General features: G+C 40.1%; 12 protein-coding genes and 1 pseudogene. 7 read left to right on the top strand and 6 right to left on the bottom strand.

Annotated elements, in window-relative coordinates:
- Positions 1 to 607: pseudogene (locus tag INT04_RS15970) on the bottom strand (signal recognition particle-docking protein FtsY); the annotation flags it as partial.
- Positions 608 to 835: 228 nt separating this feature from the next.
- On the opposite strand from INT04_RS15970, the gene rsmD reads away from it, so the two are divergent.
- Together rsmD and INT04_RS15960 are read left to right on the top strand one after the other, a co-directional pair.
- A complete protein-coding gene (gene rsmD, locus INT04_RS15965; protein WP_193017106.1) occupies positions 836 to 1,420 on the top strand; it encodes a 16S rRNA (guanine(966)-N(2))-methyltransferase in 585 nt (194 codons plus the stop codon).
- 18 nt (positions 1,421 to 1,438) lie between these two features.
- Positions 1,439 to 1,735 carry a DUF1145 family protein gene (locus INT04_RS15960; RefSeq protein ID WP_193017105.1) on the top strand — a complete coding sequence of 99 codons (297 nt, stop codon included), beginning with the start codon at positions 1,439 to 1,441 and terminating at the stop codon, positions 1,733 to 1,735.
- 95 nt (positions 1,736 to 1,830) lie between these two features.
- On the opposite strand, the gene INT04_RS15955 is transcribed toward INT04_RS15960, so the two are convergent.
- A complete protein-coding gene (locus tag INT04_RS15955; RefSeq protein ID WP_193017104.1) occupies positions 1,831 to 2,202 on the bottom strand; it encodes a DUF2500 family protein in 372 nt (123 codons plus the stop codon).
- 147 nt (positions 2,203 to 2,349) lie between these two features.
- On the opposite strand from INT04_RS15955, the gene INT04_RS15950 reads away from it, so the two are divergent.
- Positions 2,350 to 2,976: a lysoplasmalogenase gene (locus INT04_RS15950; protein WP_193017103.1), complete on the top strand. Its 627-nt coding sequence runs from the start codon at positions 2,350 to 2,352 to the stop codon at positions 2,974 to 2,976.
- 180 nt (positions 2,977 to 3,156) lie between these two features.
- Positions 3,157 to 5,532 (top strand): zinc/cadmium/mercury/lead-transporting ATPase, encoded by a 2,376-nt coding sequence (locus INT04_RS15945; protein ID WP_193017102.1) that lies wholly within the window; start codon positions 3,157 to 3,159, stop codon positions 5,530 to 5,532.
- An 87-nt stretch (positions 5,533 to 5,619) separates the two neighbouring features.
- Here the strand turns inward: INT04_RS15945 and tusA are convergent, their stop codons facing one another.
- Complete coding sequence (tusA, locus tag INT04_RS15940) at positions 5,620 to 5,874, bottom strand: sulfurtransferase TusA (RefSeq protein ID WP_036933135.1); 255 nt, start codon at positions 5,872 to 5,874, stop codon at positions 5,620 to 5,622.
- A 206-nt stretch (positions 5,875 to 6,080) separates the two neighbouring features.
- Between tusA and INT04_RS15935 the strand changes: the two genes are divergently transcribed.
- The 3 genes from INT04_RS15935 to INT04_RS15925 all read left to right on the top strand — a co-directional run bounded on the left by INT04_RS15935 (position 6,081) and on the right by INT04_RS15925 (position 9,430).
- A complete protein-coding gene (locus INT04_RS15935) occupies positions 6,081 to 6,755 on the top strand; it encodes a 7-cyano-7-deazaguanine/7-aminomethyl-7-deazaguanine transporter (RefSeq protein WP_193017101.1) in 675 nt (224 codons plus the stop codon).
- A gap of 366 nt (positions 6,756 to 7,121) precedes the next feature.
- Entirely contained in the window at positions 7,122 to 8,225 is a 1,104-nt protein-coding gene (locus INT04_RS15930; RefSeq protein WP_193017100.1) for a glycerol dehydrogenase, read from the top strand.
- A gap of 59 nt (positions 8,226 to 8,284) precedes the next feature.
- Complete coding sequence (locus INT04_RS15925) at positions 8,285 to 9,430, top strand: phosphoenolpyruvate-utilizing N-terminal domain-containing protein (RefSeq protein ID WP_193017099.1); 1,146 nt, start codon at positions 8,285 to 8,287, stop codon at positions 9,428 to 9,430.
- 178 nt (positions 9,431 to 9,608) lie between these two features.
- Here INT04_RS15925 and glpC read toward each other — a convergent pair whose 3' ends face one another.
- Genes glpC through glpA form a run of 3 tightly spaced genes read right to left on the bottom strand, consistent with a single transcriptional unit; the run spans position 9,609 to position 13,754 of the window.
- Positions 9,609 to 10,802 carry an anaerobic glycerol-3-phosphate dehydrogenase subunit GlpC gene (gene glpC, locus INT04_RS15920; RefSeq protein ID WP_193017098.1) on the bottom strand — a complete coding sequence of 398 codons (1,194 nt, stop codon included), beginning with the start codon at positions 10,800 to 10,802 and terminating at the stop codon, positions 9,609 to 9,611.
- Positions 10,799 to 12,106: a glycerol-3-phosphate dehydrogenase subunit GlpB gene (gene glpB, locus INT04_RS15915; RefSeq protein ID WP_193017097.1), complete on the bottom strand. Its 1,308-nt coding sequence runs from the start codon at positions 12,104 to 12,106 to the stop codon at positions 10,799 to 10,801. The genes glpC and glpB overlap by 4 nt, the downstream gene beginning before the upstream one ends.
- The gene (gene glpA, locus INT04_RS15910) at positions 12,096 to 13,754 is read right to left on the bottom strand and encodes an anaerobic glycerol-3-phosphate dehydrogenase subunit A (protein ID WP_193017096.1); all 1,659 of its coding nucleotides are present in this window, start codon (positions 13,752 to 13,754) and stop codon (positions 12,096 to 12,098) included. Before glpA ends, glpB begins: the two co-directional genes overlap by 11 nt.
- Positions 13,755 to 13,930: the final 176 nt, after the last annotated feature.

Genomic DNA, 13,930 nt, shown 5'->3' with positions numbered 1-13,930 from the left:
GTGCTTCTTGAGCTAAACGAGCTTGTTCTGCACGCTCCGCTTCTTGGCGTTGCGCTTCTAAACGTTCTTGCTCCGCTTTAAGTTCAGCTTGGCGCTGAGCTTCTTCTTGCGCAAGACGTTGCGCTTGTGCTTCTTGAGCTAAACGAGCTTGTTCTGCACGCTCCGCTTCTTGGCGTTGCGCTTCTAAACGTTCTTGCTCCGCTTTAAGTTCAGCTTGGCGCTGAGCTTCTTCTTGTGCAAGGCGTTGCGCTTGTGCTTCTTGAGCTAAACGAGCTTGTTCTGCATGTTCTGCTTCTAGGCGCGCTTGTTCTGCATCTATTTCTGCTTGGCGTTGTGCTTTTTCTTGTTCTAAACGTTGTTTTTCGGCTTCCTGTGCCAATCTATCTTGTACAACACGTTGCGCTTCTTGGCGTTCAATTTCTAAACGCGCCTCTTCTGCTTCTAATTCTGCCTGACGCTGTGCGTTTTCTTGCGCCTCTTTAGCCAAACGTTCTTGTTCTAAACGCTCTTCTTCTAAGCGTTGTTGCTCTTTCTCTTGCTCAATATTTTCTTCTTTGTTACGCCCAAAACCGAGCCACGAGAAAAAACCTTTTTTTTCTTTTGCCATTAGCTACTAAACTCCTCGCACTAAATCATGGCGCGATTACATTGACGATATTGAAAATAATAATGAAGTCTATCATTTGATCATGGATAAACGCATCTTTTATACGAATTTTATGGTAAATTATTCCGGATTAAATCAAGGGAAGTCATCAAGATATCAATAGACACTAATCCCTTATTCAAAAAGACACTCCCGAAACTACGTTTAAACGATACAAATCAAAATAATATGGCCAAAAAACCACAAAAAGCCCCAATGGGACAAATTAGAATAATTGGGGGTAAATGGCGTGGTCGTAAACTTCCTGTTCTCGATAGTCAAGGATTACGACCAACAACAGATAGAGTGAAAGAAACGCTCTTTAATTGGCTGATGCCCGTTATCCAAGATGCTCGTTGCCTCGACTGTTTTGCAGGAAGCGGTGGGTTAGGCATTGAAGCGCTTTCTCGTTATGCTCGCGAAACCACGTTTATCGAATACGAACGTCCTGTTGCCCAACAAATTACTGCAAATTTAACCTTGCTTAATGCTGATAATGCTCATGTTATTCAAGACAGTGCATTATCCTTTCTTGCAAAACAAGGTACACCTTATAATATCGTTTTTTTAGACCCTCCTTTTCATAAAGGCCTATTGTCGGACACTATCCTGTTATTAGAAAATAAGGGTTGGTTAGCGCAAGATAGCTATATTTATATTGAGGAAGAAATTAAAGCACAGACTTATACTCTTCCCCCCCATTGGATATTGCATAGAGAGAAGATCGCAGGACAAGTCGCGTATCGCCTTTATATTCGCAATTTATCCGCTTAATTTTTTTATGGAGCTGCTATGTTAATCTTTTTTGGCCGATTTTTAATGGTCGGTGTTTGGGGCTTTCTGTTCTTAAACATTATTTCCCCTTTTCCTAAACCTCTAAAGTATTTCATGGATATTGCATTGATTTTTATGATAATTATGCATGGACTACAAATTGTCATGTATAAAGCGGGACAACCTAAAGATCAAAAACCATCAACAGCATTACAATTTCGTATTTTCTTTTTTGGTATTTTCGAATTATTGAAAATACAAAAAGAGTTACGTAAAGAATACGAAGAAAAAAAGAAGAATAAAACCAAACTATAACCCTGATAGGGTTATACTTCGCAATTATCTGGGGTCATCAATCAGCCCCAGAGGTTGCCAATATTAAAAATAATAAATACTTATTTATCGCGTTGCTAATCTGTTGGCATATCAGTTTCAAATTTTACAAAACGACTGCCTTGCATAAACAAACGTCCTTTCATTTCAATCTCAATATCTTGATAAGATGGTTTATCAATATTTAAGATTAAATCTTTACGCTCGTCGGTAGTTAAACGGAAAGTGACTTGATAATAATGAGTTGTTTCTGGGCCATTGACGTCATTTTCTCTTGAGCGTCGTTCATTTGCCGCAATTTCTTTTTTATCAATCACTTCAACCATATAGAGTGTCACTTGTGAGTTATCATCACTTATACGTTGTTTTCGCTGTTCAAAAAAACGATAAGTTGCCGATGAGATAATAATGATCAGTACTGCAATACCGATAATCGCTACTTTATTCATTACATTAATTCCTATCGTTATATGGATTAAAAAACAGTGTGCTTTATATTATTTTAATAAGTCCGTCAGTTTCGTCATTAACCGCTATTCTTAAATTAAGCTTTCTGTTATGAATAATAAAACAGTTCTGAATATAAGGAAGATATTATGAGTTGGCCTTTTCTCGCGGTATTATTCTCCGGATGGCTTTATATTGATGCGGCATATCGTGGGCCGAATTGGCAACGATGGTTATTCCGTCCTATCACGCTACTTCTTTTATTACTTTGGGCATGGCAAGTTCCTGAACACAACATTAATAGCTACCTCATTGTAGGGGCTTTATTAGCGACACTACTTTCTGACCTATTAAGAATATTCGATGGTAAGTATTTACTACCTTCTCTTGCCTTGGTTTTCTTAAGTTATATTCTTTATATGGTGAGCTTTTTACTGCCATTACAACTCTCGTTTTATCTTCCTTTACTTGGATTCGTTATTCTTGCTGTCATTATCATTCTAGCCATTGTTTGGACTAAGCTCGATAAATTAGCCATTCCAGCCTCTCTAACTTTATTAGCAGCATTTGCTATGTTTTGGGTTGCTGGTGAAAAATTTTTCTACTTAAGCAATGATTACAACTTGTCAGTAATGATCGGATCATTATTGTTAGTAATTGCTTACTCAATCTGGCTTATCAACCGTTTCCGCTTTTCTTTTTCTGCCTCTAAAGGGCTTGTCAGCGCCTTTTATTTTATTGGGCACTTCTTTATTGTTAGAGCATTGTTCCTTTAACATCCATTACTCCCCTTGTTTTTACAAAATAGAACGAGGGGATACTTCTCTAGCTTAATTCGCACTTTTTGCCAATGAATATGTCTTAGGTATCTTGACTCTGGACTCTACTCCAAGCTGTAAAGTACTTATCAAATAAATGAATTTAGACTTTACTTCGTTGAACAAGGAGAGCCCGTTATGACTAAACATGCTCATCAACACGATAATCATAAACATACCGATACTTGTAGCTCAAGTTCTCAATGCTGTTCAGGTCACACTGAGAATAGTACGCACTCACATACTGAAAATGCACATTCTCATACAAAGATAGATAAAAGTGATCCTGAATGCGAAGATGAACATTCTCACGAAGGTCATGATCATAGCCATGATGGGCACGACCATGCTCATGGAAGCTGTGATATCAACGCCCCTGTTTCTAATATTGAACCTGAAAAAATCGCGCAACAACGCTTTAGCTGGAAAGTACAAGGCATGGACTGCCCAAGCTGTGCACAAAAAATTGAAACCGCAACACTCAAAGTCGCTGGTGTAAAACAAGCAAAAGTCCTTTTTGCAACTGAAAAATTGGTTGTGGATGCCGATAGCGATTTGCGTGCGGATGTCATTGCGGCTGTCAATAGCGCCGGATTTGAGCTCTTTGACCTTTCATCACCTCAATCCAAAAAAATACCTCAAAAAACTCTGTTACAAGAAAGCTCATTCGTTATTATTTTAGCCATCTTGATGGGAATTAGCTGGGGGGTTGAATATTTTGATCCAACAGTAGGTCGCGTTGCTTTTATCGCAACAACATTAGTCGGCCTTTTCCCTATCGCCAAAAAATCATTGCAGTTAATTCGCAGCGGAACACCTTTTGCTATTGAAACATTAATGAGCGTTGCGGCTATTGGTGCTCTGTTTATTAATGCAACAGAAGAAGCCGCGATGGTTATCTTGTTGTTTATGATTGGTGAAATGCTTGAATCCTACTCCGCAGGTCGAGCTCGACGAGGTGTGAGCGCATTAATGGCATTAGTGCCAGAAGAAGCCACTCGGGTAAAAGACGGAAAAAAACAAACAGTACCCGTTGCGCAACTCCGTCCTGGCGATATTATCGAAATTGCACCGGGTTCACGTTTGCCGACAGATGCTGAATTAGTCAGTGCATTTGCAAGCTTTGATGAAAGTGCATTAACGGGTGAATCCGTACCTGTAGAGCGTTTACAAGGTGAAAAAGTCGCTGCTGGCTGTTTATCCGTTGATAGATCAGTGCAAATGAAAGTGGTGTCTGAACAAGGCCAAAATGCCATTGATCGTATTTTGCAACTGATAGAAGAAGCCGAAGAGCGTAAAGCCCCTATCGAGCGTTTTATTGACCGCTTTAGTCGCTACTATACACCTGCGATTATGCTGTTCTCAGCACTTGTTGTCATTGTGCCACCACTGTTGTTCTCACAGCCTTGGGAAACGTGGATTTACCGTGGTTTAACCCTATTACTGATTGGTTGTCCTTGTGCATTAGTTATTTCAACACCAGCCGCAATCACTTCAGCACTAGCGGCAGCAACTAAACGCGGAGCGCTGATTAAAGGGGGGGCCGCATTAGAGCAATTAGGTACAGTTAACACGATTGCCTTAGACAAGACGGGGACATTAACAGAAGGGAAACCTCAAGTTACGGATATTGTTGCTGAAACGGGTTTTAATGAGAAAGAAGTACTGACGTTAGCTTCATCTGTCGAAGTAGGTTCTCATCACCCATTAGCAAAAGCCATCATCAATAAAGCGCAAGAAAAAGGGGTGCTTGTTGTTGAAGCTCAAGATCGTAAAGCCTTAGCGGGTAAAGGAATTGAAGGTTATCTCAATAATCAGCGTATCCTTGTCAGTGCGCCTTCTCAGTTATCAGAAGCCGCATCACTCTCTTCTCAATGGCAACAAGAGGTTGCACGCCTTGAAGATGAAGGTAAAACCGTTGTAGTAGTACTAAAAGAGGCTCAGCTCGTTGGTGTTGTTGCCATGCAAGATACCTTACGCAGTGATGCCATTGAATCAATGAAATTATTGAAAGAGATGAATATCAATGCCGTGATGCTAACGGGTGATAACCCACGAGCGGCTGCGGCTATTGCAAAAAAATTAGGAATGGATTTCCGAGCAGGATTATTGCCTGAAGATAAAGTAACCGCAGTAATGGAAATCAGCAAGACACATAACACGATGATGGTTGGTGACGGTATTAACGATGCCCCCGCAATGAAAGCATCAACCATTGGTGTTGCAATGGGAAGTGGGACTGACGTTGCACTTGAAACAGCTGACGCCGCATTGACTCATAACCGTTTAACGGGTTTACCTGAAATTATTAAACTCTCTCGTGCAACACGTAAAATTATTCGTGAAAACATTACGATAGCATTGGGTTTAAAGGCGGTATTCTTAGTCACGAGTTTATTAGGACTGACAGGACTATGGGTTGCTGTACTTGCTGATTCGGGTGCAACAGCACTGGTTACAGCTAACGCAGTAAGGCTATTAAGAGTAAAAATTAAGTCATCAAACCAAGAGTGATAGGCATAAAATAACAAAACCCAAACCTCAATAACGTGGGGTTTGGGTTATTTTTTAGCACGATGATAAGCAAGACTGACAGATAAATTACAAATTGCTCTCTTTTTTACGGATAAGGTAACGATAAGGTGCTGATTGCGTTTCTTGATTTAATAAATCATGTTCCATAAAACGGCAAAAACCGGGAATATCACGTACCGTAGCGGGATCGTCAGCAATCACTAACAGTGTCTCACCTAATGCCATATTCCTTATCGTTTTTCGTACTAGCATCACAGGCTCTGGGCAACGTAGCCCTAGCGTATCTAATGTTTTAGTTGCATCATCAAATTGAGCATTCATTCTATTAACCATTATTCTTGCACTGACAGATAGCATTAGTATATCTCGCTTTCGTGTTCACATCACGGCACATTAAGCACAACGGTATTCAACCCTAACCTTTGCTTTTGTTGCGCAACCAGCGTAATATGCGCATCCTCTCAGTTAAGAGAGAAATCACTGTTTTATTGGGTTCCCTCACCCCAATCTCTAAAAAGGTACAATTTATGTATATGTTTACTCCCCGCCAAAAAGCGGTGGCGCTGTTATGGCTTTCTTTGTTTCACATTCTGATAATTACATCTAGTAACTATCTAGTGCAATTACCTATCTCCATTTTTGGTTTTCATACCACTTGGGGTGCCTTTACCTTTCCATTTATCTTTCTGGCAACAGATTTAACGGTTCGTATTTATGGCGCACCGCTTGCTCGACGCATTATTACTGCTGTTATGCTGCCTGCTTTAGCAATTTCTTACCTAATCTCAACACTCTTTTTCCAAGGGAGTTGGCAAGGCTTTGCCTCATTGGGTGATTTTAATGTCATGGTAGCAAGAATTGCGACAGCCAGTTTTATGGCTTATGTATTAGGGCAAATCATGGATGTGTCTGTCTTTAATCGTTTAAGACAACAACAAAAATGGTGGGTTGCACCTAGTGCGGCTATGTTTTTTGGTAATCTGCTCGATACACTCGCTTTCTTCTTTATTGCATTTTATCGTAGTACCGATGCATTTATGGCAGCTAATTGGGTGGAAATTGCGTTAGTTGATTATGTATTTAAATTAACCATTTGTATGCTGTTCTTCTTGCCTGCTTATGGTGTTTTGTTGAATTTCATTTTGCGTCACTTTTTCGCACAGGAAAATCAAAAACAAGATTATGCTGAAATCCGCTCATAATTTGGCATGCCTCGCAAAATAATAATGATATCAATGTCATTATACCTATAATAAAGCTTCATAATTAAACTTTATGAAGCTTTATCCTGTTTACTGCTATTTTATTATTTGCGGTAAATATTTCGTTCAGTAATTAATTAGCATGATTAGTTAAATAACTCACAAAATATGACTTAAATATCATTATTGAGGTATTTTTTGCATGCTAATATAAATACTCTTAATTATTTATAATAAATTATTTTATTCACCAACTAAGCTGTTAATGTATTCTTGGAACATCTCTATATTGTTATATGTCAGTTGGGATGACGAGTCTCACCATAAGGATTTTTTACTCTCTTTTGCGAATAGTAGGAGTCTATTATGTTAAAAGTTATTCAATCCCCCGCTAAATATATTCAAGGGCCTGATGCGCTATATCATATTGGTAAATACGCGAAACCATTTGGTGATAGAGCACTGATCATTGCTGATAAATTTGTAATGGAATTAGTCGGCAGTACCGTTAAAGACAGTATGTCTCAATATGAAGTTAATGGGCATTTCGAACTGTTTAATGGTGAATGTACACATAACGAAATTAATCGTTTATCCGAACTCGCAAAAGCACAGGCATCACTTGTTATCATTGGCGTTGGCGGTGGTAAAACACTGGATACTGCCAAAGCTGTTGCTTATAAATGCCAGCTTCCTGTGGTTATTTCCCCAACCATTGCCTCTACTGATGCACCAACCAGTGCACTTTCTGTGATTTACACTGAATTAGGCGCATTTGATAGTTACCTCTTTTACCCAACCAATCCTGACGTCGTTGTCATGGATACCAATGTTATTGCTTCAGCACCCGCTCGCTTATTAGTGGCAGGTATGGGGGATGCTTTAGCAACCTACTTTGAAGCAAGAGCCTGTAGCCAAGCACAAAAACAGACAATGGCAGGGGGAAAATCGACACTCGCAGCCCTTGCACTGGCAGAGCTATGCTATAGCACTTTATTGGAAGATGGCTATAAAGCAAAACTCGCCGTGAGCCGAGGCGTTTGCACAACCGCTGTAGAAAATATTATTGAAGCCAACACATTTTTAAGTGGTATTGGTTTTGAAAGTGCGGGACTTGCCGCTGCACATGCAATCCACAATGGGTTTACCGCATTAGAAGAATGTCATCATATGTATCATGGCGAAAAAGTTGCGTTTGGTACATTAGTGCAATTGGTCTTAGAAAATAGCCCATTAGAAGAACTCGAAGAGTTTCTCGATTTCTGTATTTTAGTGGGATTACCGGTCACCTTAGAAGAGTTAGGGATCAACGCAACGGGTGATGAGTTAAATGAAAAAATTATGGCTGTTGCTGAGTTAAGTTGCGCTGAAGGAGAGACTATTTACAACATGCCATTTGATGTTGATTCAGATAAGGTTTATGCCGCCATTTTAACGGCCGACCAATTAGGACGGGAATGGCTTTATTAAAGCCTGAGTAGATAGGGAGTTCTTATTTCCCTATCTACATTTACAAAAAAGGGTGCTTTATGGTCAGTATCGTATTAGTGTCAAAGAGTCTTACGCTCGCCAATGGTATTAAAGAGCTCGTTAACCAGACTGTAGATCGCCAAGTGAAAATTGCCATTGCGACAAATTATCAAACGCCTTCTGATCTTGCTAATGAAGTTTCACCAGAAATCATACTCACCGCGATTAAAAAATGTTATAGCAAGCAAGGCGTCCTTGTTTTACTCGATACTTATCATTCAGCACAAAATGCGGCGCTCGCAATTGCTAATCTTGAACATAACATTGCCACTAATGTGGCATTAAGTTCAGCTCCTATTGTTGAAGGAACATTAGCCGCCGCAAGTAGTATTGCTTTAGGGTCTTCTCTTGATGAAGCAGAAAAAGCCGCCCATAAAACCATTACTATCAAAAAACTCCAATTAGGTGAAAATCTCCCTAATTTTAATATTCATCCTAAAAATACAAATTATGAGCCTGTTAGGGTTATCACGGCCCCCGTTTGGCACTATCCTTATCATCGATTTGTTATTCCAAGAAAAAAAATATCCTCTCATTTGTTACTCGAAGAACAAAAACGACTAATTAAGGCGATCGAACGATCCAAAAAGGATATTGATTGGTTGACTGAAGAGGCATACCGTAAAATCGGTGAACAGTATTCTCATATTTTTTCTAGCCACCGTTTTTTATTAGACAATACCGAATTACAACTGACTGTATGTAGCATGATAAGCAAACACCACTGTAATGCTGAATTTGCCTTACAGCAGACATTTATTGATTTAATCGATACTTACGCACAAATGGACGATGATAATATGCGTGCTCGTGAAAGTGATTTAGATGATATTTTATCTCGATTACTACGCTACTTAACGTCAGCACCTCCACCAATAACACATCCTCCTTATCCAAATGCTATTCTCGTCACAAAGCAGCTTCATCCATCAACATTAATCGCACTTGATACTCATAAGATTAAAGGAATTTTATTAAGTCATGGTAATCCGTTGTCAAATACAACTGTATTAGCCAATGCATTAGATATTCCCATTATTAATGAAGCTGGCAGACAAGCGTTATCACTGACTAATGGGCAGAATATTACCCTCAAAAAAGTACAAAATATTTGGCTTTATCAAAATACGTATATTTCTCATTAAAAAATAATGTTTATTAAACAGCCTATTATTAGCACAGGCTGTTTACCTTTTATTATTTCGATATATTCATCTTTATACTTTATTAGAAATAAAAAAGGGAATAAAAGATCCTCTTTTATTCCCGAGCTGCTTGTTATCTTAGTAATCAATTACTTTTTTATTATCTAGTAGGCAATACTTATAATGCTCTTGCCAATAAACTAATGGGGTGTTCACATTTTTTCGTTGTTGACATCTCAATTTGCCATTTACAGGTTTCGCAGTCTGTTATCACCAAATCACAGCCACTCTCTTCAATTTGGCGGAATAAGCCCGCACCAATGCCTTGAGCAACATCGTAGTTTTCAGATTTAAAACCATACGTTCCGGCAATACCACAACATTGAGAATCAAGAACAATGACCTCAACGCCAGGGATACGTTTAATTAAATCAATGGAATATGCCGTCCAACCCATTTTTTCCATATGACAAGGCGTGTGATATGCCACTTTTAACGGTGTGTGTTTCAGCGGTAATTCACGGCCTTCTTCTAATAAACGGTAAATATAGCGTGTGGCTAACTCGATATTCTCACGTACTTTTGAAGTATCAATATCAAGAATATGTTCATATTCATCACGAATAGTGAAAGTACAGGTTGATGATGTTGCCACGACAGGAATATTGTTCTCGACAATTTTTTCTGTCAAAGACTCTAGGTTTACGGCAGCTTGTTTCTTCGCTTGTTTAACAAAACCATTTGCAATTAATGCAACACCACAGCATTTTTCACGTTTTAATAATTGGACACCAATATCCATTTTATTAAACACTTTGACTAAATCTTTCCCTAACTGCGGGTGGTTATAGTTAGCATAACAACCATGGAAGAAGGCAACTTGTTCTTTATAGCGCGCTTGCTCTTGCGCTTGTTTCTTCATCCATGTTCTAAATGTACCAAAGGAATATTTGGGTAGTTCGCGACGATGGTCGATTTTTAGTGCTTTATCCAGAATTTTACGGACTGGTTTTAATCCCGTAATGGTATTGACAATCGGAGCCATTGGCGTTGATAGTGTCCCCATTAAATCAGTGTGACTTAAAATTGCATCACGAATTTTTGGGTTTTTTGTATTGTAGTTCAGTTTGGCGCGGGAAATGATGTCACCAATTTTCACATCTGACGGACATGCCACTTCACAACGCTTACAGTTGGTACAATATTTCAATGCTTCATCATAAAGCATTGGATCTTTTAAACGTAAACGCTCGCCATCAGGGCCAGCTTGTTTAGGGCCAGGATAAAGTGGATTCACTTTTGCAACAGGGCAGTAAGTTGTACAGACCGTACACTTAATGCAAGCTTCAAAACTGTTATCATGTAGACTCATTGTGCTGCCTCCACAACCGCAGATGTGCTCTGTGCGGATTTATCATGCTGTAAAATTTGTTGCGCGGCATAAAGTGCACTAATCATTGAAACACCTGCACCACAACCTTCATTAAGGGGATCAAATCCCCCTAACACAGCCCCTACAGCATAAACATTTTCAAATATTTCACCGTATTTCATTGGTCTTAGTTGGCTGTCTGTATCTACACCAAATCGCATATAAGGCTGTTTAGCGAAGACATTTACCTGCGTCCACTCATTACGTGGCAATGTTTCTAACAAATCGAGTTCCATTAAAGGCTCATAGACACGCTCAAAGTCTGCGATTAAACCATTGTTAAAGAAACTTCCTGTTGCCAGCACAACATGATCACTACGAATAGGAATATCAGTATGATTTCTAGTATGGATACCCGTAACTTTATTACCTACTAAATCAACATGTTCGGCACGGTCACCTGGCATAATTAAACCACCTGCCTGTTGAAAACGCAGTTTTAACGCTTGATGTAAACGCATGCCTAGCAGTGATGGTGGCAATGTGGGTAATAAACAAATCGGTTTTCCCACTAACTGTTGGAGTAACGTCACGGGATCTTCAGCATCAAGTCCAATACACGCAGGCAAAATAATCGCCTCAACACTATCATCAATATGCTTTTTCAGCTCATTGGCTAACGCTTGTGTATTTTCAGGTTTATCTAAATAGCGCGCGATATTGACGGCTCTAAATTCACTCGGGTTATCACGCAGTCTATCTAACAGCGGTAAGTGAATATGATAAGGAATAGCATCAACACCTTGCTCATTCAGCGTATTGCTTGCAAATTGTGGTTGAAAATCTAAGAAACCTTCAATACCTACTACCGCTAATTTTTTCCACGGTAATGCGTGTTCAACGCCATGAATAGGCACTCGTTTTGGACTCATCCAACTCATACGAGAACGCCCTACGGGTGTAATGCGATAATGGTTTTCATCACCATTACCTTGATATTCAAGACCACTCGTACTTGCTAGTAATGCTTGAGCTTGTTCAATAAAGGTAGAAACCTTGGCTTCTCCGATACGGCTATAAGGGTGTTTAGGCGCTAATTCAGCCAGTGCTGCCAGCGCTTTTTTAGGCTGAGTCACGGGTGAACCATCAGGAAGATGCGTTAATAAATCCAGTGAACCAGATGAAAAATGCAGTGCGCTTTGACCATTACTGATAATGGCGCAAGACTTACCCGCTTCAGCAAGACGTATACCTGCCGTTAATCCTGCAAGTCCGCTCCCTATAATGATGACGTCAAATTTCATTATCTGCCTCCGCTAACGCTGTTTTTTCAATCATATCCGCATCTAAACCGCATAAACCTTGATAAACCCAACTAGTAAATTCACTCTCACGTAATGCATTACCCCACGCAATAGGTCGAATGCCTTTCCAGCGCTCATTAAGGAAATGGGCTAGTTGCTGCTCTGATTCATGAGGTGTAGTCACTTGTAAGCGATTTAATAACCCAGCGGCACGACACGCACAAAGTTCACCTTGGCAAGTTCCCATCCCAACACGGGTACGGCGACGTAAATCAAGTAAATTATTGACTGTCAAAGAGTTAACCGCGTAACGCACTTCAGCAGCCGTTACCGCTTCACATTCGCACACTAAGCTTTTATCAATACGTTCATTGCTCAGTAATTTATTTGCTAAATCACCATGACGATAAACCGCAGAGCCACGGATCGGGGCAGGAAGTGATACAACACTCCGTAATGCTTGTTCCGCAGATTGACGAGAGCCTGGTAATGCTTCTTCTGCAGTTGTACATTTTGCAGAGACGTTTAATTTTTCACAGATTTTATCTGTCGCCCACTCAGCCATCAGTCGGTAAGTCATTAATTTACCGCCCGTAATGGTAATAAAACCTTCTAAACCATCACGTTGAGCATGATCGAGTAAAACAATACCACGACTAACATTACGACCAGAAGGATCATCATCACTCGCAACTAAAGGACGCACACCCGCATAAGCGCGCAAAATACGCGTTTGCGCTAGTTTTGGTGCTAACATAGAACCTTCACGAATAAGAATATCGACTTCTTCAGGGGTGACATACATATTGTCGATTTCATCGTAAGGAACACGCGTTGAGGTTGTGCCAATTAATGAAATGGTATCGCCAGGGACTAAAATATCGGCATCCGCAGGTTTACGACAACGGTTGATCACCATATTGTTAATACGATGACCTAAAATTAGCAATGCCCCTTTTGCTGGGAACATTCGCACTTTTAATTCACCATATTCAGCAATTTTTTGTCCCCAAATACCGCCAGCATTCGCAACGATTTGAGCACGAATTTCATACATTTTTTTCGCTTGGTGATCGTAAACGTTCACACCTTTAACTCGGTCACCTTCACGAATAAGTCCCACGACTTCATGATAAGTCAGGACTTGTGCGCCGTGTTCACGAGCATCTAGCATATTGGCTGCTGTCAGGCGGAAAGGATCAACCGTACCGTCAGGAACTTTCACCGCGCCGATTAAATTCGGGTTAACAGAGGGCTCTAAGCGAATAGCTTCTTCGGGTGAAATCGCTTGAGCATCAATACCTGCCGCTTGGCAAGATTGAATAAAGGTCTGTTGAAACTCTAAAGAATCTTCGGGTAGGGTAATAAAAAGGCCATCCGTCTTTTCAACACAATGACGAGCGACCCGTTTTAAAATCATGTTTTCTTCAATACATTCACGCGCTGATTCGGGATCGGTCACCGCATAACGTGCTCCACTGTGTAACAAACCATGATTTCGACCGGTTGCACCGGTTGCAATATCGTGTCTTTCTAACAGGACGCAACGTAATCCACGGCGTGCACAGTCTCTTGCCATGCCTGCACCGGTTGCTCCCCCGCCAATAATAATGACATCTGTTTCTGTCACTGGTGAACCGCTCATCATAGAGATGCCCTCTCACATTACATTCAGCAAACGCTTAATTATTCTTTAGCGCTAATTATAGTGTATAAGATACACAAAAAGTGTGGTTAATGTTTGATAATGAGCAAAAACGAAAGAGAAACGCTCACGAGTGAAAAATTAAAACCACTTATGTGATACTAATCACAAATTATTTA

This window comes from Proteus sp. FME41 (assembly GCF_014897315.1).
Taxonomy (GTDB): Bacteria; Pseudomonadota; Gammaproteobacteria; order Enterobacterales; family Enterobacteriaceae; genus Proteus.
Note: the sequence above shows the minus strand (reverse complement) of the source record. Positions and strands in the feature narration are given on the sequence as shown.

Coding starts and splice junctions, on each gene's coding strand:
- INT04_RS15955 (WP_193017104.1), bottom strand. CDS start 2,202: ATGAATAAAGTAGCGATTATCGGTATTGCAGTACTGATCATTATTATC.
- INT04_RS15935 (WP_193017101.1), top strand. CDS start 6,081: ATGTATATGTTTACTCCCCGCCAAAAAGCGGTGGCGCTGTTATGGCTT.
- glpB (WP_193017097.1), bottom strand. CDS start 12,106: ATGAAATTTGACGTCATCATTATAGGGAGCGGACTTGCAGGATTAACG.
- rsmD (WP_193017106.1), top strand. CDS start 836: ATGGCCAAAAAACCACAAAAAGCCCCAATGGGACAAATTAGAATAATT.
- INT04_RS15925 (WP_193017099.1), top strand. CDS start 8,285: ATGGTCAGTATCGTATTAGTGTCAAAGAGTCTTACGCTCGCCAATGGT.
- INT04_RS15945 (WP_193017102.1), top strand. CDS start 3,157: ATGACTAAACATGCTCATCAACACGATAATCATAAACATACCGATACT.
- glpC (WP_193017098.1), bottom strand. CDS start 10,802: ATGAGTCTACATGATAACAGTTTTGAAGCTTGCATTAAGTGTACGGTC.
- INT04_RS15950 (WP_193017103.1), top strand. CDS start 2,350: ATGAGTTGGCCTTTTCTCGCGGTATTATTCTCCGGATGGCTTTATATT.
- tusA (WP_036933135.1), bottom strand. CDS start 5,874: ATGAATGCTCAATTTGATGATGCAACTAAAACATTAGATACGCTAGGG.
- INT04_RS15960 (WP_193017105.1), top strand. CDS start 1,439: ATGTTAATCTTTTTTGGCCGATTTTTAATGGTCGGTGTTTGGGGCTTT.
- glpA (WP_193017096.1), bottom strand. CDS start 13,754: ATGATGAGCGGTTCACCAGTGACAGAAACAGATGTCATTATTATTGGC.
- INT04_RS15930 (WP_193017100.1), top strand. CDS start 7,122: ATGTTAAAAGTTATTCAATCCCCCGCTAAATATATTCAAGGGCCTGAT.